22 protein-coding genes are annotated in these 19,210 nt (G+C 59.3%); 8 read left to right on the top strand and 14 right to left on the bottom strand.

What is annotated here, in order from left to right; all coding sequences use genetic code 11:
* Positions 1-38: 38 nt before the first annotated feature.
* On the top strand, positions 39-821 hold the full coding sequence (locus CAF73_RS01490; RefSeq protein WP_085699688.1) for a PhzF family phenazine biosynthesis protein: 783 nt from the start codon (positions 39-41) through the stop codon (positions 819-821).
* Positions 822-870: 49 nt separating this feature from the next.
* Here the strand turns inward: CAF73_RS01490 and CAF73_RS01485 are convergent, their stop codons facing one another.
* Positions 871-1,980, bottom strand: coding sequence for an ABC transporter ATP-binding protein (locus CAF73_RS01485; protein ID WP_085699686.1), 1,110 nt, complete (start codon positions 1,978-1,980; stop codon positions 871-873).
* Complete coding sequence (argF, locus tag CAF73_RS01480) at positions 1,977-2,897, bottom strand: ornithine carbamoyltransferase (protein WP_085699684.1); 921 nt, start codon at positions 2,895-2,897, stop codon at positions 1,977-1,979. Before argF ends, CAF73_RS01485 begins: the two co-directional genes overlap by 4 nt.
* A 406-nt stretch (positions 2,898-3,303) precedes the next feature.
* Here argF and CAF73_RS01475 point away from each other — a divergent pair, with 406 nt between their 5' ends.
* The 3 genes from CAF73_RS01475 to grxD all read left to right on the top strand — a co-directional run bounded on the left by CAF73_RS01475 (position 3,304) and on the right by grxD (position 6,268).
* The gene (locus CAF73_RS01475; protein ID WP_007953190.1) at positions 3,304-3,594 is read left to right on the top strand and encodes a hypothetical protein; all 291 of its coding nucleotides are present in this window, start codon (positions 3,304-3,306) and stop codon (positions 3,592-3,594) included.
* A gap of 129 nt (positions 3,595-3,723) precedes the next feature.
* Entirely contained in the window at positions 3,724-5,829 is a 2,106-nt protein-coding gene (locus CAF73_RS01470; RefSeq protein ID WP_085701712.1) for a molybdopterin oxidoreductase family protein, read from the top strand.
* Positions 5,830-5,926: 97 nt separating this feature from the next.
* Complete coding sequence (gene grxD / locus CAF73_RS01465) at positions 5,927-6,268, top strand: Grx4 family monothiol glutaredoxin (protein WP_085701711.1); 342 nt, start codon at positions 5,927-5,929, stop codon at positions 6,266-6,268.
* A 106-nt stretch (positions 6,269-6,374) separates the two neighbouring features.
* On the opposite strand, the gene bfr is transcribed toward grxD, so the two are convergent.
* Both bfr and CAF73_RS01455 read right to left on the bottom strand, forming a co-directional pair.
* Positions 6,375-6,851 (bottom strand): bacterioferritin, encoded by a 477-nt coding sequence (gene bfr, locus CAF73_RS01460; protein ID WP_085684506.1) that lies wholly within the window; start codon positions 6,849-6,851, stop codon positions 6,375-6,377.
* Between the two features lie 199 nt (positions 6,852-7,050).
* Complete coding sequence (locus CAF73_RS01455) at positions 7,051-7,269, bottom strand: bacterioferritin-associated ferredoxin (protein WP_007953193.1); 219 nt, start codon at positions 7,267-7,269, stop codon at positions 7,051-7,053.
* 291 nt (positions 7,270-7,560) lie between these two features.
* Here CAF73_RS01455 and CAF73_RS01450 point away from each other — a divergent pair, with 291 nt between their 5' ends.
* Positions 7,561-8,163 carry a peroxiredoxin gene (locus tag CAF73_RS01450; RefSeq protein WP_085580234.1) on the top strand — a complete coding sequence of 201 codons (603 nt, stop codon included), beginning with the start codon at positions 7,561-7,563 and terminating at the stop codon, positions 8,161-8,163.
* Between the two features lie 74 nt (positions 8,164-8,237).
* Here the strand turns inward: CAF73_RS01450 and rnt are convergent, their stop codons facing one another.
* Together rnt and pyrC are read right to left on the bottom strand one after the other, a co-directional pair.
* The gene (rnt, locus tag CAF73_RS01445) at positions 8,238-8,912 is read right to left on the bottom strand and encodes a ribonuclease T (RefSeq protein ID WP_007953196.1); all 675 of its coding nucleotides are present in this window, start codon (positions 8,910-8,912) and stop codon (positions 8,238-8,240) included.
* The gene (gene pyrC, locus CAF73_RS01440; protein WP_085701710.1) at positions 8,909-9,955 is read right to left on the bottom strand and encodes a dihydroorotase; all 1,047 of its coding nucleotides are present in this window, start codon (positions 9,953-9,955) and stop codon (positions 8,909-8,911) included. Before pyrC ends, rnt begins: the two co-directional genes overlap by 4 nt.
* Positions 9,956-10,115: 160 nt before the next feature.
* Here pyrC and CAF73_RS01435 point away from each other — a divergent pair, with 160 nt between their 5' ends.
* Entirely contained in the window at positions 10,116-11,024 is a 909-nt protein-coding gene (locus CAF73_RS01435) for an OmpA family protein (RefSeq protein ID WP_085699676.1), read from the top strand.
* Positions 11,025-11,153: 129 nt separating this feature from the next.
* On the top strand, positions 11,154-12,371 hold the full coding sequence (locus CAF73_RS01430) for an argininosuccinate synthase (protein WP_007953201.1): 1,218 nt from the start codon (positions 11,154-11,156) through the stop codon (positions 12,369-12,371).
* 153 nt (positions 12,372-12,524) lie between these two features.
* On the opposite strand, the gene CAF73_RS01425 is transcribed toward CAF73_RS01430, so the two are convergent.
* Positions 12,525-13,118, bottom strand: coding sequence for a hypothetical protein (locus CAF73_RS01425; RefSeq protein WP_085699674.1), 594 nt, complete (start codon positions 13,116-13,118; stop codon positions 12,525-12,527).
* A 402-nt stretch (positions 13,119-13,520) separates the two neighbouring features.
* On the opposite strand from CAF73_RS01425, the gene CAF73_RS01420 reads away from it, so the two are divergent.
* Entirely contained in the window at positions 13,521-14,147 is a 627-nt protein-coding gene (locus CAF73_RS01420) for a response regulator transcription factor (protein WP_007953203.1), read from the top strand.
* Positions 14,148-14,234: 87 nt separating this feature from the next.
* Here CAF73_RS01420 and CAF73_RS01415 read toward each other — a convergent pair whose 3' ends face one another.
* The 7 genes from CAF73_RS01415 to CAF73_RS01385 form a co-directional block, all read right to left on the bottom strand.
* Entirely contained in the window at positions 14,235-14,414 is a 180-nt protein-coding gene (locus CAF73_RS01415; protein ID WP_007953204.1) for a PA3496 family putative envelope integrity protein, read from the bottom strand.
* 107 nt (positions 14,415-14,521) lie between these two features.
* On the bottom strand, positions 14,522-15,160 hold the full coding sequence (nth, locus tag CAF73_RS01410; protein WP_085699672.1) for an endonuclease III: 639 nt from the start codon (positions 15,158-15,160) through the stop codon (positions 14,522-14,524).
* Complete coding sequence (locus CAF73_RS01405; RefSeq protein WP_085701709.1) at positions 15,157-15,738, bottom strand: Rnf-Nqr domain containing protein; 582 nt, start codon at positions 15,736-15,738, stop codon at positions 15,157-15,159. The genes nth and CAF73_RS01405 overlap by 4 nt, the downstream gene beginning before the upstream one ends.
* Positions 15,735-16,340 (bottom strand): RnfABCDGE type electron transport complex subunit G, encoded by a 606-nt coding sequence (locus CAF73_RS01400; RefSeq protein ID WP_085701708.1) that lies wholly within the window; start codon positions 16,338-16,340, stop codon positions 15,735-15,737. Before CAF73_RS01400 ends, CAF73_RS01405 begins: the two co-directional genes overlap by 4 nt.
* Positions 16,337-17,320 carry an RnfABCDGE type electron transport complex subunit D gene (locus tag CAF73_RS01395; RefSeq protein WP_085701707.1) on the bottom strand — a complete coding sequence of 328 codons (984 nt, stop codon included), beginning with the start codon at positions 17,318-17,320 and terminating at the stop codon, positions 16,337-16,339. Before CAF73_RS01395 ends, CAF73_RS01400 begins: the two co-directional genes overlap by 4 nt.
* Positions 17,307-18,521, bottom strand: a complete 1,215-nt coding sequence (gene rsxB / locus CAF73_RS01390) for an electron transport complex subunit RsxB (RefSeq protein WP_085701706.1) — start codon at positions 18,519-18,521, stop codon at positions 17,307-17,309. Before rsxB ends, CAF73_RS01395 begins: the two co-directional genes overlap by 14 nt.
* On the bottom strand, positions 18,518-19,087 hold the full coding sequence (locus tag CAF73_RS01385) for an electron transport complex protein RnfA (RefSeq protein WP_085701705.1): 570 nt from the start codon (positions 19,085-19,087) through the stop codon (positions 18,518-18,520). Before CAF73_RS01385 ends, rsxB begins: the two co-directional genes overlap by 4 nt.
* Between the last annotated feature and the right edge of the window lie 123 nt (positions 19,088-19,210).

Here is a 19,210-nt window from a genome sequence, read left to right as displayed (position 1 = left end):
GCGCTGCATGCTCGTTCGACTGACACAGGGAGAAGGTTATGCAGCTCGAGTTTCATCAGGTCGATGCGTTCAGTGACCGGCCGTTCAGCGGCAATCCGGCAATGGTCTATCGGCTCGACGCGTGGCTCGCGGACGAACTGATGCAAAAGATCGCCGCCGAGCACAATCTGGCGGAGACCGCGTTTCTGGTGCGCGAAGCACAGGCGTGGCATATCCGCTGGTTCACACCGACCACCGAGGTGCCGTTGTGTGGTCATGCGACCCTGGCCAGCGCCTATGTGCTGTTCGAGATTTATAAGGAAACGGCCGAGCGTCTGGACTTCACCTGCAAGTCCGGGCCATTGAGCGTCAGTCGCGAAGGCGGCACGCTATGGCTGGATTTTCCGGCCATCGAAGCGGTGGAGAAAGGCGTCACCGTGGAGATCGAGCGGGCGCTGAATGTCCAGGCAGTGGATGTTCTGAGTTCCAACGAGCTGTTTGTGGTGTTGGAGTCCGAGCAGGCGGTGCTTGATTGCCAGCCGGACATGGTCGCCCTCGCCAAATTGCCGTGGTTGGGCGCCATCGTCACCGCCCCGGGCAATCAGCATGACTTCGTCTCACGCTATTTCGCCCCGGCCATCGGCATCAATGAAGACCCGGTGACCGGTTCGACCCATTGCAGTCTGATCCCCTACTGGTCGAAACGTCTGGGCAAATCCAGCCTGACCGCGTGCCAGCGTTCGGCGCGGGGCGGCGAGTTGTTTTGTCGGCTGGAAGGCGAGCGAGTGAAGATCGGCGGGAATGCGACGCTGGTGGCCAGCGGCACATTGATGCTGGGCTGAAGCCAAAAAACCAGGGAGCCATCAGGCTCCCTCATTGTTTGCGTGCAGATCAGCGTGCGGCGCTGTAACGGCGGACGCCGTTCTCTGTCGCCGGAATTTGAGCGGCCGTGCTGCCCGACGCCTGGAACAGCACCAGATGTTCCGCCGCCACCCGAATCCCGACATCCGCACCAACCTGATGGTCGGCATGGCTCGGGAAGATCGACTCCAGCTGTGCGCCGGTCGGCAGTTGCAGGCGATACAGGGTCGAAGCGCCGAGGAACGTCTTGCCGACGATCCGCGCTTTCAAGCCACTGTCCGGCGCGTAAACGATGTCATCCGGACGCAGCAGCACATCCACCGCCCCACCGACCGGCCAGGTGTAGGCGCGATTGCCGCGCAGTTCGCCGAGTTCGGTCTGCACCGATTCCGGGCTGCCGAGCTGGCCGCGAATGAAGTAGCCCTGACCGATGAAGCTGGCCACAAACGGCGTCGCCGGTTCGTGATAGAGGTTGTAGGGCGTGTCCCACTGCTCCAGCCGGCCTTCCTTGAACACGCCGACGTGATCGCTGACGGCGAAGGCTTCTTCCTGGTCGTGCGTCACCAGAATCGCGCTGGTGCCGCGGGCCTTGAGGATGTCGCGCACTTCATGGCTCAGCTTGCGACGCAACTCGCCATCGAGGTTGGAGAATGGCTCGTCGAGCAACAGCAGTTGTGGCTCCGGCGCCAAAGCGCGGGCGAGGGCGACACGTTGTTGCTGGCCGCCGGACAACTCGTGAGGGAAGCGTTTGCCGAGGTTCTTCAGATTGACCAGTTCCAGCAGCTCTTCGGTGACACGCTCCTTGTTCGGGTGCTTGCGGATGCCGAAGGCGATGTTGTCCGCGACACTCAGGTGCGGGAACAGCGCGTAGTCCTGGAACACCATGCCGATCCGGCGTTTTTCCGGGGCGAGGGTGAAACCGGCGCTGGAGATCACTTCACCGCCGAGAGAGATTTCCCCTTCGTGCACCGGTTCGAAACCGGCAATCGCGCGCAGGGTGGTGGTCTTGCCGCAACCGGACGAGCCGAGCAGGCAGCCGATGTCGCCGGCGTTGAGGTGCAGATTGAGGTTCTGCACCACACGTTGATCTTGATAGCCGCAAGCGAGGTTGCGCAGGTTCAGCAGTAATTCATGACTCATGCGTGGTGATATGCCGGTTCGACGAGGAACTCGAGCAGGGCCTTCTGTGCGTGGAGACGGTTTTCTGCCTGATCCCAGGCGACGGAGCGCGGGTCATCAAGCAGGTCGAGACTGATTTCTTCACCGCGGTGAGCGGGAAGGCAGTGCAGGAATAACACGTCCTCGGCCGCCAGGTCGAGCAGGGCACGGGTGACCTGGTATGGCGCGAACAGTTTGAGGCGCTGGGCGGTTTCCTCTTCCTGACCCATGGAGGTCCAGACGTCGGTACTTACCAGATGCGCGCCGCGCACGGCCTCTTGCGGGTCGCGGACGATGGTCACGCGGTCACCGGCCTTGGCCACGAATTCAGGATTCGGCTCGTAGCCTTCCGGGCAGGCCACGCGCAGCTGGAAGTCGAACTGGATGGCCGCTTCTATATAGCTGTTGCACATGTTGTTGCCGTCGCCGATCCAGGCCACGGTCTTGCCCTGGATCGAGCCGCGGTGCTCGAGAAAGGTTTGCATGTCGGCCAGCAACTGGCACGGGTGCAGGTCATCGGACAGGCCGTTGATCACCGGCACGCGGGAGTTGGCAGCGAATTCGGTCAGGGTGCTGTGGGCAAAGGTCCGGATCATCACCGCGTCGAGCATGCTCGACATGACGATGGCGCAATCGCCGATCGGCTCGCCACGGCCCAGCTGGGTGTCGCGCGGCGACAGAAAGATCGCCTGGCCGCCGAGCTGGATCATGCCGGCCTCGAAAGAGATCCGGGTGCGGGTCGAGGATTTCTCGAAGATCATCCCCAGGACGCGGTTTTTCAGAGGCTCGAACAGTACGCCGCGGTTACGCAGGTCCTTGAGCTCAACGCCTCGACGGATCACGCTGACCAGCTCTTCGGGCGTGCAATCCATCAGGGAGAGAAAGTGCCTTGCGCTCATCATTGACTACCTTTTTGCTACAAACCGCAGATGCTCAAAGCCTTGTTTATCGGAACAACGGGCGAGACCTGCGGCGTAAGCCGCACGGGGCGACGAAATAGGGGGAGGCGCGATATTGACACTAAATGTCGCGTTTTTCCAATAGGCTACGGTTTTTGCAGAAATGCGCCGGGGTGCAAACAGTGCGAACACTGTGATTTCCGGTCAGTTTTCGAGAGGGCAACGAGGCATTTGTACACTGGCCCCACCGGGCTTGGCAATCAGGCGCGGCGGGGATGGCACAGCTCTGGTCGGTTTGCGACCGGTGAGCCGGCGGTTTCGCTTGGTCGGATGCGCAGGTTGAAACATTTGCTAAAGCAAAGTGCTGGGTTATAAATAAATCACGAGCGACGCAGGAAGCCTCCGCATGGAATCGAAAGAAAAACTGTTAATGGAACTGCTGGGCCACACGGCACGCTCATTGACCCACCTCACCGCGTCGATGACCTCGATGTCCTTCGAACTGCTGCGCAGCGATGACGACGTGGTCAAGGCCGCCAGCCGACAGATGATCGACCGCATGGCGACCATCAGCGCCGGGCTCGACGAGCATTGGCGACTGATCGGCGAGCTCACCGGCGTCCACGTCGCCCACGAGCAGATCGAGACCATCCAGGAAATCCAGCTGGCCGCGCCGCCTCAGCTTCCGGCGAACTGACGTGTCCATCGGCGGCCCTGATGGCCGCCGATTCACAAGACAAACGTCGCTGGCGCTGCACCGGGTCGCGGGCCATAGTTTTGTTCCCGCGGGCGTGATTGCCTGCCCAGAACAAGACAGAGACTGGCCATGACCAAGACTCTCCATCACCGTGCCTGCCACCTGTGCGAAGCCATCTGCGGCTTGACCATTGAAACCACCGAAACCGACGGCCAGGTGCAGATCACCTCGATCAAGGGCGATGCTCAGGACACGTTCAGTCGCGGGCACATCTGCCCCAAGGCCGTCGCGCTGCAAGATATCCAGAATGATCCGGATCGCCTGCGTCAGCCCATGCGCCGGGTCGGCAGCGAATGGCTGCCCATCGCGTGGGACGAAGCATTCGAGCTGGTCGCCGAAAAACTCTCGGCGATTCAGGAGCGTCATGGGCAGAACGCAGTCGCCGTGTATCAGGGCAACCCCAGCGTCCACAACTATGGGTTGATGACCCACAGCAATTACTTCCTCGGCCTGTTGAAAACCCGCAACCGCTATTCGGCGACGTCGGTCGATCAACTGCCCCATCACCTGACCAGCTACCTGATGTATGGCCACGGCTTGCTGTTGCCGATCCCGGATATCGATCACACGGACTTCATGCTGATCCTGGGCGGCAACCCGTTGGCGTCCAACGGCAGCATCATGACCGTGCCGGATGTCGAGAAGCGTCTGAAGGCGATTCAGGCCAGGGGCGGCAAAGTGGTAGTGGTCGATCCACGACGCAGCGAGACGGCGGCGATGGCCGATCAGCATTTGTTCGTGCGTCCGGGGGGCGATGCGGCGTTGTTGTTTGGTGTGCTCAATACGCTGTTCAGTGAAGGCCTGACGTCTGAAAGTCATTTGCCGGTGGACGGTCTGGATGAGCTTCGCGCGGCGGTGGCGGGTTTCACCGCCGAAGCCATGAGCCCGTTGTGCGCGGTGCCCGCCGAACAGATCCGCCAATTGGCCCGGGACTTCGCCGCTGCGCCAAGCGCCGTTTGCTACGGCCGGATGGGTGTTTCCACTCAGGCCTTCGGCACGCTGTGCCATTGGGTCGTGCAGTTGATCAATCTGGTCACCGGCAATCTCGACCGCGTTGGCGGTGCACTGTGCACGGAGCCGGCGGTGGATCTGGTGGCCTCGACCTCGGGCGGGCACTTCAATAAATGGCAGAGCCGCGTGTCCGGGCGCCCTGAATATGGCGGCGAGCTGCCAGTCTCGGCACTGGCCGAAGAAATGCTCACCGAAGGCGAGGGGCAGATCCGCGCGCTGATCACCGTGGCCGGCAATCCGGTCCTGTCGACGCCCAACGGCCGGCAACTGGAGCGGGCGCTGGACGGTCTGGAGTTCATGGTCAGCGTCGATCTGTACATCAACGAAACCACGCGCTATGCCGACCTGATCCTGCCGTCCACCTCGGCGCTGGAGAACGATCACTACGACACCACTTTCAACCTGTTCGCGGTGCGCAACGTCACCCGGTTCAACCGGGCGATCCTCGCCAAACCCGAAGGTGCGCTGCACGACTGGGAGATCTTCGTCGGCCTGGCCAAGGCCTTTGCCGCGAAGACCGGCAAGGAGCTGAAACCGACGATGCCGCCGGCGAAGATGATCGACATGGGGTTACGCATGGGCTTGTATGGCGATGCATCCGAGCAAAAATTGTCGCTTGCGACGCTGTTCGATCATCCGCACGGTGTCGACCTGGGAGCGCTCAAACCCAACCTGACTGCGCGGTTGAAGACTGCCAATCAACGGATTCAGGCGGCTCCACCGGAAATCCTCGCCGACTTGGCGCGCTTCGCCGCGTTGCAGGCACCCGCCGCCGATGAGCTGTTGATGATCGGCCGCCGTCATGTGCGCAGCAACAATTCGTGGATGCACAATTATCATCGACTGGTGAAGGGCAAGCCGCGTCATCAGCTGCTGATGAACCCGGACGATCTCGCCAGTCGCGGGCTAAGTGACGGTCAGCTCGTGCGCGTGAGTTCACGGGTCGGCCAGATCGAAGTCGAAGTGCTGGGCAGTGCCGACATGATGAAGGGCGTGGTCAGCCTGCCGCATGGATGGGGCCATGCCCGGCCGGGTGTACAGATGGCGATTGCCAGCGGTCAGCCGGGCTCCAGCGCCAATGACCTGACCGATGAGTGTCAGCTCGACGAGCTGTCGGGCAACGCAGCGCTCAATGGCGTGCCGGTGACGGTGGCAGCGGCTTGAGCATGTCTGTCGGGGAGACCGAGCAGCGCGCTCGGGATTCCGTTACAATGCGCCACCGTGCCGACCCATGAGTCGGAAAGTTCAGCCGAGGTGCTCCATGGATATCATCGAAACGATTAAAGAGCAGATTGCCAACAACACCATTCTGCTTTACATGAAAGGCTCGCCGAATGCCCCGCAGTGTGGCTTCTCCGCGAAAGCTGCGCAGGCTGTAATGGGCTGTGGCGAGAAGTTCGCCTACGTCGACATCCTGCAGAACCCGGAAATCCGCGCCAACCTGCCGAAGTACGCCAACTGGCCGACTTTCCCGCAACTGTGGGTCGGCGGTGAACTGGTCGGCGGCAGCGACATCATGGCTGAAATGTTCGCCAATGGTGAGCTGCAGACCCTGATCAAGGAAGCATCCGCCAAGGCTGCTGCGGCCAAGTCCGAAGCCTGATTGGTTTCTGCCCGGATTTCAGCGAGTCTGAAATCCGGGCGATAAAAAGCCCCGCCTCTGGAAAGAGAGCGGGGCTTTTTAGTGTCTCGAGTTTAGCGCTGACTGATTACTCGTCTTCACCCATCTGCGATTGCAGATAGTTCTCAAGACCGACCTTGTCGATCAGGCCCAGTTGGGTTTCCAGCCAGTCGATATGTTCTTCTTCGGATTCCAGGATGTCCTCGAGCAGTTCACGGCTGCCGAAGTCACCGACGGATTCGCAGTGGGCGATGGCGACCTTCAGGTCGGCATGGCCAGTCTTCTCGATGCGCAGGTCGCACTCCAGCATTTCCTTGGTGTGCTCGCCGATGTGCAACTTGCCCAGATCCTGCACGTTCGGCAGGCCTTCGAGGAACAGGATGCGCTTGATCAGCTTGTCCGCGTGCTTCATCTCGTCGATGGATTCGTGGTACTCGTGTTTGCCGAGCTTGTTCAGGCCCCAATCTTCATACATGCGCGCATGCAGGAAGTACTGATTGATCGCGACCAGCTCATTGGCAAGGATCTTGTTGAGATGCTGGATGACTGTTACGTCGCCTTTCATGATGGGAGTCCTGCCCTAAGTAGCGGTATATAAGGCGGAGTTTGAGCTTGGTATTTATAAGTGTCAAACCTAAGTTATTGAATAATAAATGAAAATTAATCTGAATAAGAATGTTTGTGTTCCGCGTCTAGGCGCTAAGCAATTGATTTTCAGGCATAAAAAAACCGGACCTAAGTCCGGTTCTTCGAATTCGGGATAATTACGCGGCGGTAAATTCTGCCGGGTAGGGGATCGCGGCCTGGGCGGTTTGCAGCTTGGTCAGGGTTTCGCGAACCACTTCCTTCGCCAGGCACGCACATTTGCCGCATTGGCTGGCTACGCCGGTGGCCTGACGAACTTCTTTGTAGCTGCAGCAACCTTCATAGATCGCTTCGCGGATCTGTCCGTCGGTGACGCCAGTGCAGAGGCAAACATACATAAGTGAGAACCGTCGCTGGTTGTGACTCAATTGCGATGGATCTTAATGTTAACGAGAATGATTGTCAAAGTGCTTTCCCGGTGGTTTTGATCGCCAATGCCTGTGACTGACGAACGGTGGTGCATGGCTGAGTGCCAGCCCGGATTTCGCGAAAAACCTTTAAGGACAGTCGAAAAACGCAGTGTATGATGGTCGGCCCTTGCGAAGAGGGTTCGTGTCACAGGGCTGTCGCCTGAGGGTGGCAGGCTGGCGCGGACCCTGAACTTCAAGTTTCTACACCAGGAGATATCAATGAGCGTACTCGTAGGCAAACAAGCCCCTGACTTCACCGTCCCGGCCGTACTCGGCAATGGCGAGATCGTTGACAGCTTCACCCTGTCCTCGGCCATCAAAGGCAAATACGGCCTGGTGTTCTTCTACCCGCTGGACTTCACCTTCGTCTGCCCGTCCGAGCTGATCGCTCTGGACAACCGCATGGCTGACTTCAAGGCGCGCAACGTAGAAGTGGTCGCTGTGTCGATCGACTCGCACTTCACCCACAACGCCTGGCGCAACACCCCGGTCAACAATGGCGGCATCGGTCAGGTGAAATACACCATGGCTGCCGACATGAAGCACGAAATCGCCAAGGCCTACGACGTTGAATCCGAAGGCGGCGTGGCTTTCCGTGGCGCGTTCCTGATCGACGACAAGGGCGTTGTCCGCTCGCAGATCGTCAACGACCTGCCGCTGGGCCGTAACATGGAAGAGCTGATCCGTCTGGTCGACGCGCTGCAATTCCACGAAGAGCACGGCGAAGTCTGCCCTGCCAACTGGAAAAAAGGTGACAAAGGCATGAACGCTTCGCCAGAAGGCGTTGCGGCTTACCTGACCGAGAACGCTGCAGCCCTGTAAGGCGCAACGTCGAGGTACAAAAAAACCGGCCCACGTGGCCGGTTTTTTCATGCTCGGAAGAAACCCGACGAGGATCAGTCGTCGAAGTCTTCCCAGCCGCCCATCTGTTTCCAGCGGTTGACGATGCCGCAGAACAGCTCGGCCGTCTTCTCGGTGTCGTAACGCGCGGAGTGCGCTTCACGGCCGTCGAAGTCGATGTCGGCTGCCTGACAGGCTTTCGCCAGCACGGTTTGGCCGTATGCCAGACCGGCGAGGGTCGCGGTGTCGAAACTGGAGAACGGGTGGAACGGGTTGCGCTTCATGTCAAGCCGCGCGACGGCGGCGTTGAGGAAGCCCAGGTCGAAGCTGCTGTTGTGGCCGACCAGAATTGCCCGTTTGCAGCCGTTGGCCTTCAAGGCCTTGCGCACGCCACGGAAGATGTCGGTCAGCGCTGTTTCTTCGCTGACGGCCATGCGCAACGGATGATCGAGCTTGATCCCGGTGAACTCCAGTGCCGCCGCTTCAACGTTGGCGCCTTCGAACGGCTCGACGCGGAAGAAGTAGGTGTGATCCGGGTACACAAAACCCTTTTCATCCATGGCGATGGTGGTCGCGGCAATCTCCAGCAGAGCGTCGGTGGCCGAGTTGAAGCCACCGGTTTCTACGTCGACGACAACCGGCAGGTAGCCGCGAAAGCGTGCTGCCATTGGATGGCGCGAACCGCCGCCACCTTGACCGTCCAGTTCGTCGTCGAAATGGTCTTCACTCACGCGTGTTCCTCCAGCAGGCGCCAGCGCAGTTTTTCACCGGCGCGCAGCGGGATAACGGTCAGCTCGCCGAAAGGCAGGCTGGTCGGTGCGGTCCATTCGTCACGAACCAGGGTGATGCGATCGGTGTTTGCCGGCAGGCCATAGAAGCGCGGGCCGTTGAGGCTGGCGAACGCTTCGAGCTTGTCCAGCGCGTTGCGCTGTTCAAAGGCTTCGGCGTACAGCTCGATGGCGGCGTACGCGGTGTAGCAGCCGGCGCAGCCGCAGGCTGCTTCTTTGGCGTGCTGGGCGTGCGGTGCCGAGTCGGTACCCAGGAAGAACTTCGCGCTGCCGCTGGTGGCGGCGTCGAGCAGGGCTTCCTGGTGCGTGTTGCGCTTGAGGATCGGCAGGCAATAGAAGTGCGGCCGGATCCCGCCTACCAGCATGTGGTTGCGGTTGTAGAGCAGATGGTGCGCGGTGATGGTCGCGCCGACGTTGGCCGAGGCCTCGTTGACGAACTGCACGGCATCGCCGGTAGTGATGTGTTCGAACACCACTTTCAGTGTCGGGAAACGCTCGACCACGCGGCGCATGTGCTCATCGATGAAGATTTTTTCGCGGTCGAACACGTCGACGTCGCCACGGGTGACTTCACCGTGGATCAACAGCGGCATGCCGACTTCGGCCATGGCTTCCAGCGCCGGGAAAATCTTGTCGATGCTGGTGACCCCGGAATCGGAGTTGGTGGTGGCGCCGGCCGGGTACAGCTTGGCGGCATGCACGAAACCGCCGGCCTTGGCCTCACGGATTTCTTCGGGCTGGGTGCGGTCGGTGAGGTACAGCACCATCAGCGGCTCGAAACGACTGCCGGCCGGGCGGGCAGCGAGAATCCGCTGGCGATAGCCGTCGGCTTCAGCGGCGTTGCGCACCGGAGGTACCAGGTTGGGCATGATGATTGCGCGACCAAAGGTGCGCGCGACATCCGCAACGGTATTGGTCAACACGGCACCATCGCGAAGATGAATGTGCCAGTCGTCGGGACGCAGCAGGGTCAGGCGGTCGGACATGAGGGAATTCCAGGCGGGTCAAACTGAGGCGAATGCTACCGGAAAAGACTCTTGCAGGCACTCGCTATCAAGTTTTGCGACGAGCGTCCGATATCCCAAAGGTATGCCGTAAAGATGTATGTCTCGGTCTTTTTTGTTGTAGAAGCCAATGGAGCCTCCCGTGCGCCAGCGATATTTAGCCTTGCTCAGTGTGTTTGCCAGCCTTCCCGCGATGGCACTGACCTACCAGACACGTCTGGAGAACATTGAGTGGACGGTCGAAGGCGACAAGTTCGAGTGCCGCCTGACGCAGCCGATCACCGACTTCGGCTCGGGGCAGTTCGTGCGCAAGGCCGGCGAGCAGGCGATCTTCCGTCTGAATGCCTACAACGCGATGTTGGGCGGTGGTTCGGCAACCTTGCTGGCGGCGGCCGCGCCCTGGCAGCCGGGACGCAATGACATCAACCTGGGCAGTGTCAGGATCGGCACCGGCAACGTGCTGTTCAACAGTTCGCAATCGCAGGCCGGCGGGCTGATCAGCGGTTTGCTGGAAGGTCGTAGCCCGGTGGTGCGACGTGCCTCCGGTGATGGACGGGTCTCCGAAGTGCGGCTGCTGCCGGTCAAGTTCAGCAAGGCGTTCAACGACTACCAGACCTGCGTGGCGAAATTGCTCCCGCAGAATTTCGATCAGGTCAAAAACTCGCAGGTCGGTTTTCCGGGCGAAGGCACCGATCTGGACGCCGCCGCGAAAGCCAAACTGCAAGTGATGCTCGAATTCATGAAGGCCGATCCGACGGTCAATCACATTGAGCTCGATGGCTATTCCGACAACAGTGGCAATCGCCTGACCAATCGTGAGTTGTCGCGCCGTCGTGCGCTGGCGGTGGTTGATTTCTTCAAGGCCAACGGCATCGCCGAATCGCAGATCACCGTGCGTTTCCACGGCGAACAATACCCGCTGGTCCCGAACACCAACGCCGCCAACCGGGCGAAAAATCGCCGGGTCAGCGTGAAGTTGGCCCGGGTGGCACCGGTTACCGCCCCAGCACCTCAAGCCAGCACGCCTGCCAATGCAGCGGCGACCTCCTGACCTGTCGGTCATCGTCGCCCTCTCGACAGATTCTGTCGCTTTGTCGTCTTAAGCTGTCGCGCCTCTGTAAATTATCGCGTTTGAGCGGTAGACTCCTCGGCTTTCCGTAGAACCCCGTGGAGTGATGGCATGGCGGACGTAAACAAGGTCGTTCTGGCGTATTCCGGCGGCCTGGACACTTCGGTGATCCTCAAGTGGCTGCAGGATACTTATAACTGTGAAGTCGTGACCTTCACCGCTGACCTGGGTCAGGGCGAAGAAGTCGAGCCGGCCCGCGCCAAGGCGCAGGCCATGGGCGTCAAAGAAATCTACATCGACGACCTGCGCGAAGAATTCGTGCGTGACTTCGTGTTCCCGATGTTCCGCGCCAACACCGTTTACGAAGGCGAGTACCTGCTGGGTACTTCCATCGCGCGTCCGCTGATCGCCAAGCGTCTGATCGAAATCGCCAACGAAACCGGCGCTGACGCCATTTCCCACGGCGCCACCGGCAAGGGCAACGACCAGGTACGTTTCGAACTGGGTGCCTACGCGCTCAAGCCAGGCGTGAAAGTGATCGCTCCATGGCGCGAGTGGGACCTGCTGTCCCGCGAGAAACTGATGGACTACGCCGAGAAGCACGCGATCCCGATCGAGCGTCACGGCAAGAAGAAGTCCCCGTACTCGATGGATGCCAACCTGTTGCACATCTCCTATGAAGGCGGCGTGCTGGAAGACACCTGGACCGAGCACGAAGAAGACATGTGGCGCTGGACCGTCTCCCCGGAGAAGGCTCCCGACACCCCTCAGTATCTGGAACTGACCTACCGTAACGGCGACATCGTCGCGCTGGACGGCGTTGAAATGACCCCGGCCACCGTGCTGGCGACGCTGAACAAAATCGGTGGCGAACATGGCATCGGCCGTCTGGACATCGTCGAGAACCGTTATGTCGGCATGAAGTCCCGTGGCTGCTACGAAACCCCGGGCGGCACCATCATGCTGCGCGCTCACCGCGCCATCGAATCGATCACCCTGGACCGCGAAGTCGCTCACTTGAAAGACGAGCTGATGCCGAAGTACGCCAGCCTGATCTACACCGGCTACTGGTGGAGCCCTGAGCGTCTGATGCTGCAACAGATGATCGACGCCTCGCAGGTCAACGTGAACGGCGTTGTGCGCCTGAAGCTGTACAAGGGCAACGTAATCGTGACCGGCCGCAAGTCCGACGATTCGCTGTTCGACGCCAACATCGCGACTTTCGAAGAAGACGGCGGCGCCTACAACCAGGCCGACGCGGCGGGCTTCATCAAGCTCAACGCGCTGCGCATGCGCATTGCCGCCAACAAGGGCCGCAAGCTGTTCTGAGTCCTTCGGGGCTGATGTGAAAAAAACGGCCTTGTCGTAGCGACAAGGCCGTTTTTTTTGGGATGCTCTCCTTTGAATTGATCGATACCGGTCAACATTACTGTCCTCATCGGCTGTACATCGCTGCATTGCATGATTGTCCTGCTGCGCGCTTTATCCCCTTTCGAATTTTCCCAATACGGATGTGGTCAGCGCGTGCGTGTCATAAACAATGCAGAACGTTGTTCCCTGGCTTCTCTTGGCGTGTTTGGCCAGGATTTCGATATTGTCTTTAAGTAAAGCATCCGCCCCCGCTTCGGTTAAAAACAGTAATAATCTCGGCGAATGCTTGTTTGAGTGTGGGATTTTTTCAAATAGCAGTTCAATCTCCGAATCAGTGTGTAACTTTCGAATGTCGATGATGTACACCTTGGTCAGCGGTTTTGGAAGTTTAATGGCGTGCGACTCAATATTGGGTGGAGTGTGTACAGCCTCGGTCGGTAAATTATCCTCCTCTTCGAAAGCTTTAAGAAAGTTCTTGTCGTTGTCGAAGTCTGATGGAGCATAGAGAGAACGGTAGTTAAAGTTGAGTGTGATGAAAAACAGGAATAGCAAGTAGAACGGAAAGCTGATCAGGAACCAGACATAGATCTCCCGCTCATTGTTATTAAGAAAAGGCAGGGATACGGCGGCGGAGGTCTCCGATATAAAGGCGAAGATGGCAATGACGGTGATGGGGTTGGGAATTTTTTTGTTGATCTTTAGCATGGTCTTTACTCATGAATGGTCTTTCTCGTCGTTTTGATGTGGTTGGGTGGTCGAGTTTTAAGTTGGCGGGCGGATAAGGATTTCGGTATCTGGTGTTTATATTAAATTCCAGAGTTGCGATATGTGTAAGTTGTTTCAGTTGTTTTTAGTATCTGTTCATTGAACCGGGTTTTGGTTTTTCAGTCTGTTACGAGCGCCGCCGCGAAGGACGTGGAGAGGTGTGGAGTTCCTGATGCAGACTCATGATTTTCTATAAGTGAGTCTTTTCTGTAGGAATAATCTTTATTGCCTGTAGGAGGCGTCTCTCGGTGCTGGTGTAGAGGAACTTATCCATGCCATGGGTGAAATGACTACGTTATTGTGCCGGTTCTAAAAATTCGAACAGCGAAACTGGACTTGCCCATGAATAAAGTGCTGATCGTGGATGATCACCCCGTCATTCGTCTTGCGGTACGTATGCTGATGGAACGTCATGGCTACGAAGTCATTGCAGAAACCGATAATGGCGTGGATGCGTTACAACTTGCTCGTGACCAGATGCCGGATATCGTCATTCTGGATATCGGTATTCCGAAACTTGATGGCCTGGAAGTCATTGCGCGTCTTACGACAAGTGCGATGCCATTGAAGGTGCTGGTGCTGACGTCCCAGTCACCGGGACACTTTTCCATGCGCTGCATGCAATCGGGGGCAGCGGGTTATGTTTGCAAGCAACAGGATCTGACGGAGTTGCTGAGTGCAATCAAGGCGGTACTGTCCGGGTACAGCTACTTTCCGAATCAGGCGTTGCATACCGTGCGGACAAGCCTGGGTAATGCCAGCGAGGCCGATATGGTAGACCGCCTGTCCGGGCGCGAAATGATGGTGTTGCAGCAACTGGCGCGCGGAAAGACCAACAAGGAAATTGCCGACGGGATGTTTCTCAGCAACAAGACCGTGAGTACCTACAAGACCCGATTGCTTTTGAAGCTCAACGCGCGTTCGCTGGTCGATTTGATCGAGCTGGCCCAGCGAAACGGCCTGGTCTGAGGTTTGAGTGGCTGACGGATCATGGGCGGATCGAAATCAGCGTGCGACAGAAAGAGAAAAGCCTCCGTTTCGGGAGGCTTTCAAATGTCAGAGATCAAAATCGTAATCGGCCAATTGCTTTTGCAGTCGGCGCTCCTCAAGCAGGTTGTCGATGGTTCGGCGTTTGCTCAAGTTGGTCTTGGCGACTTCAACCACAGGTTCGGCATCGTCGGCCTCCGTGGCGATAAAGTCGTCATCCGCTTCCAATTGCTCTTTGCTGGTGCTCATAAGGTCAACTCCAGGCTAAGACTGCCTTTGGCGCTCCTTATATCGATATTCCAGCAGATGGTAAAAAAGATTTTTTCAATCGATAAATCAATAAAACCAATACCCGCTCAATCGTCAGAAGTTTTGTGCTTGTATTCACACAGATCTTCGATCCGACAGCTGCCACAGCGGGGTTTGCGCGCCAGACACACGTAGCGTCCGTGAAGAATCAGCCAGTGGTGCGAGTCGAGAAGGTATTCTTTTGGCACAAACTTCATCAGCTTCTTTTCGACTTCAACCACGTTTTTCCCTGGTGCAATGCCGGTGCGGTTACTGACCCGGAAGATATGGGTGTCCACGGCCATGGTCAGTTGGCGGAATGCGGTATTGAGCACGACGTTAGCGGTCTTGCGGCCAACGCCGGGCAAGGCCTCCAGCGCTTCGCGCGTCTGCGGGACTTCGCCATTGTGCAGCTCGACCAGCATGCGACAGGTCTCGATCACGTTTTTGGCCTTGCTGTTATAGAGGCCGATCGTCTTGATGTACTCGGACAACCCATCGACGCCCAAGGCGTGAATGGCCGCCGGCGTGTTTGCCACCGGGAACAGCTTCGCCGTCGCCTTGTTGACCCCGACGTCTGTGGATTGCGCGGACAGAATCACCGCGATCAACAGTTCGAAAGGCGAGGAATAGGCCAGTTCGGTCTTGGGCTCGGGGTTGTCCTCGTGAAACCGGCGGAAGATCTCCAGACGTTTTGCGGCATTCATGGGTGATGCGTTTCCTCGGGTAGGGCGGCAGGGCGAGTCCAGGCCTGACGGGCGGCCAGTAACAGTCCAAGCAGTATGAAGGCGCCGGGAGCCAGCGTCGCGAAATGCAGGCCATCACTGAACAGAATCAAACCTTGCCAGTGTTCCGACAGGTGATGGCCGATGCTGCCTTGACCGATCAGCTCACGCAACACCGCGAGCACAATCATCAGCGCGGCAAACAGGCCACCCAGTTTCAGACGGCTGCGGACCGGCTGGCAAAAAAAACCACTGTGCTCCAGCACGACGCACTGCAAGCCGAGCAGCGCTGCATAAAGACTGAGCAGGTGATGCCACTGCATCGCGCCGCGTTGCAGAAAAATATCGGCGCAGCCCGCCAGGGTCGCTGCCAGCATCACACTGACCGGTAGCAGGCTTTCGCTGCTCAGGCGCGAGCGCAACGGTGCCATGCACAAGCCGTAAATGCCCACGACAACCGTAAACATCACCAGCGTCGCCAGCGCACCTGCCATGGAGTCGGTGGTGCCGATCAACAGCACCAGCATCATTGAGTTCGACAGAGTTGCTGTCGTGTTCATGGCGCGCTCCCGAGCAGGGTCGTTCGGTGTTCATCGAAGTAACGCAGGGCATCGTGGATGGCGTTGATGGCCGCACGGGAGGTGATGGTCGCCCCCGCGATCTGGTCGAACTGCCCCTGATCCTTTTTCAGCGCCCATCCGGCGTCGGTCGGTTGGTTGCTCGATTTTCCGGTGAAGTTCTGAAGCCAGCTATTTGGCCAATCGCCGAGGTGCCCACCCAGCGACGGCGTTTCGTTTTGCTCGAGGGTTTTCACACCGAGCAATCGGCCATTGGCATCGATGGCAATCAACAACTCGATCTGGCCGGCATAACCCTGGGTCTGGCTGCGCAGCAGGATCGCCACGGGCTGGCTGCCTTTGGTCGCCCGATAACCGCCCAGTAGCTGGCTATGGCTCAGGTTGACGTCGGTCAGCGTCAGAGGTTGTTCAAGCGGCAGATTGTCGTAAGCGTCGATCGGCAGTACGTCCAGCCATTTACGATTTTCAAGAAGCCGCTGTTCGGCGGCGATCTGCGGCGCATTGCTACGTTGCACCAGCCATGTCACGCCGATGCCCAGCGCGGTAATCATCCCCAGTGTGATGAGACTGCTCGTCCGGTTCATGGTGTCACCTGCGCCTGACGAGCCACCGCGAAGCGCTCCAGCGCCGGCACGCACAGGTTCATCAACAGCACCGCAAACGCCACCCCGTCGGGGTAACCGCCCCAAGTGCGAATCACGTAAGTCAGCAACCCCACGCCGACGCCGAACAGCAAACGGGCGAGTGGGCTTTTAGCCCCCGACACCGGTTCGGTGACGATGAAGAACGCACCCAGCATGGTCGCGCCACTCAGCAGGTGAAACAGCGGCGAGCCGTGGGAGTCGGATCCCGAACCGTTCCAGCACAGCAGGCTGATCACGAACAGGCTGGCGAGCATGCCGACCGGCGCGTGCCAGCCAAACACCCGACGTTGCAACAGGAACAATCCACCGGCGAGGAACGCCAGGTTCACCCATTCCACGCCGTGTCCGCCAAAGCGACCGAATGCCGGATTACCGACAAACAGTTCGTCCATGGTCAGGCTTTTATTGATGCGCAGACTGTCCAGCGCGGTGGCCTGAACCCAGGCGTCGGGCTGCGCGCCAAGGTTGAACACCTGGCCAAAAGCTGCCGTCAGATCCATGCCATGAGCCGGCCAGTGTGTCATTGGCTGAGGGAACATCACCATGGCCAGTGCGAAGCCGAGCATGGCCGGATTGAACGGGTTGCGGCCCACGCCACCGTACAGATGTTTGCCCAGCAACAGGCCCGAGGCGATTGCCGTGACCGTCAGCCACCACGGGCAATAAGGCGGCAGGGCAATCGCCAGCAGCGTGGCGCTGACCACTGCGCTGCCGTCGGTCAAGGTGGCCTGCATCGGTTGTCGACGCAGGTGTGTCACAACGGCTTCAACGCTCAAAGCCGTGACGACCGACAAGACCAGGTTGATCAACACGCCCCAACCGTAAAACCAGAACAACGCCAGCCATCCTGGCAATGTCGCCAGCAAAACCAGCTTCATTGCCTGTTGCAGGCGCTCGTCTCTGGTTTCAATGGATGACATGGGCTTGTACCTGCCGCTCTGCTTCCTGCAGGCGGGCGCGGGCTTTTTCGAGGATGTCGGCGGGCGTGCCGTCGCGCCGTTGCAACTTGTTCAGGTCGGCGCGAGCGTAGGCCAGTTCGGTTTTCAGTTGGCGAAGCCGGTCGTCGATCGGGCGTTTCTCGACGCGCACAAGCTCCGGCGCCGGTTGATCGCTGGCGGCTTCGGCGTTGTGCAGCGCCTGTTCGGCGTCACGCAGCGCTTGCTCCAGTGAGGCGATTTCAACTGCGGGAGCCTCTGCGGTTTGCGCTTTTTTCAGCTCGGCGCGGCGCATCGCCAACTGGATCTTCGCCCGTTTCAGATCGGCGTCCTTCGCCGGGGCGGCTGAGACAGGCGCAGGTGCCGCGCTGCTTTCCAGCTTCGCCAGTGCCTGTTCGGCGGCTTCGAACTGCTGCTGCAGGACGATCAGTTGCGACTGCTGATCGAAGGTCGGCGGATGACCGAACGCCTTGAGCGACTTGTTCAATTGCGCCCGGCTCATGGCCACGTCGATCTTGGCTTTTTTCAGCGCGGCATCGGCGGTTGCGGCTTTTTGCGCGCGCACCCGTTCAAGTGCCGCCTGCACCGGATCGAGCGTGTTGGCGGCGACTTCGACCTGTGCCGCACGCTGCGCCCGGGCTTCGCGTTCGGCCTGCTTCTGCTGTTCTTCGCGTTGCAGGCGAGCATTGCGCCGTTCGAAACGTTGCCGTGCGTGATCGCGTTTGGCCGCGCGGGCCTGCTGTTCTTCAAGGCTGGCGGCCAGGCCGCCGACCACCGGCAGCGTGCCCGGCGGCAGCGGGTGCATCTCGATGCAATCGACCGGGCAGGGCGCCACGCACAGATCGCAACCGGTGCATTCGTCGATGATGACGGTGTGCATCAGTTTTGCCGCGCCGACGATGGCGTCGATCGGGCAGGCCTGGATGCACTTGGTGCAGCCGATGCATTCGGCTTCACGGATGAAAGCCACCTGCGGCGGCGCCGAACCACGGCTGATGTCCAGCTCGAGTACCGGGATTTTCAACAGTTCGGCCAGCGCCGCGATGGTTTCGTCGCCACCCGGTGGGCACTTGTTGATCGGCTCGCCGTCGGCGATGCCTTCAGCGTAGGGTTTGCATCCGGGATGGCCGCACTTGCCGCATTGGGTCTGCGGCAGCAGGGCATCGATGCGTTGAATCAGACTCATGTTTTGATCAGTCCACTGAATCCGAGAAAAGCCACGGCCATCAGTCCGGCGCCGATCAACAGGACCGGCAAACCACGAAAGGGCAGGGGAATATCGTTGTCGGCCGTGCGCTCACGCAAATCGCTGAACAGGCTCAACACGAGCCAGAAACCCAGACCGGCGCCAAGACTCAGCGCAATCGCATGAAACAGGCCTTTATCCGTTTGCGCGTTGATCAGCGTCAGCCCCAGTACACCGGCATTGCCCAGCAGCAGCGGCCACAAGCCATCGAATGGCAGCGTGGGTCGCCAATGCGCCAGCAGTTTCAACAACGGCGCGATCAGCAGGGTGCTCAACGGCAGGAACACAAACAGCCGCAGGAATTCCAGTTGCAACGGCACCAGCAGCCAATGCCAGATCGCATAACCCGCCACGCCGACAATCAACATCAGACACAACGTTGCCAGCCCCAGCGCATGCACTTGACGGCGTTCACCCGCCAGCAGCGGATCGACGCCCAGCGGCCAGTGCAACACGAAGTTGTTGATCAGCGCAGCACTGAAGAGCGTAAGCACGAGTTCGGTCATGGTTCTGCCGGTGGCAACGGGCGTGTGTCACTTAAGGTTAGGCATTATCCGGCAGCCGTGGAGGGCGGGCCGGATATGAAAAATCCCACAGGCGCACGGAGCACGCCTGTGGGATCAGTCAGG

Origin of the sequence: Pseudomonas sp. B15(2017) (assembly GCF_002113215.1) — a bacterium.
Lineage (GTDB): Bacteria > Pseudomonadota > Gammaproteobacteria > Pseudomonadales > Pseudomonadaceae > Aquipseudomonas.
This window is presented reverse-complemented; position numbering and strand designations above follow the sequence as displayed.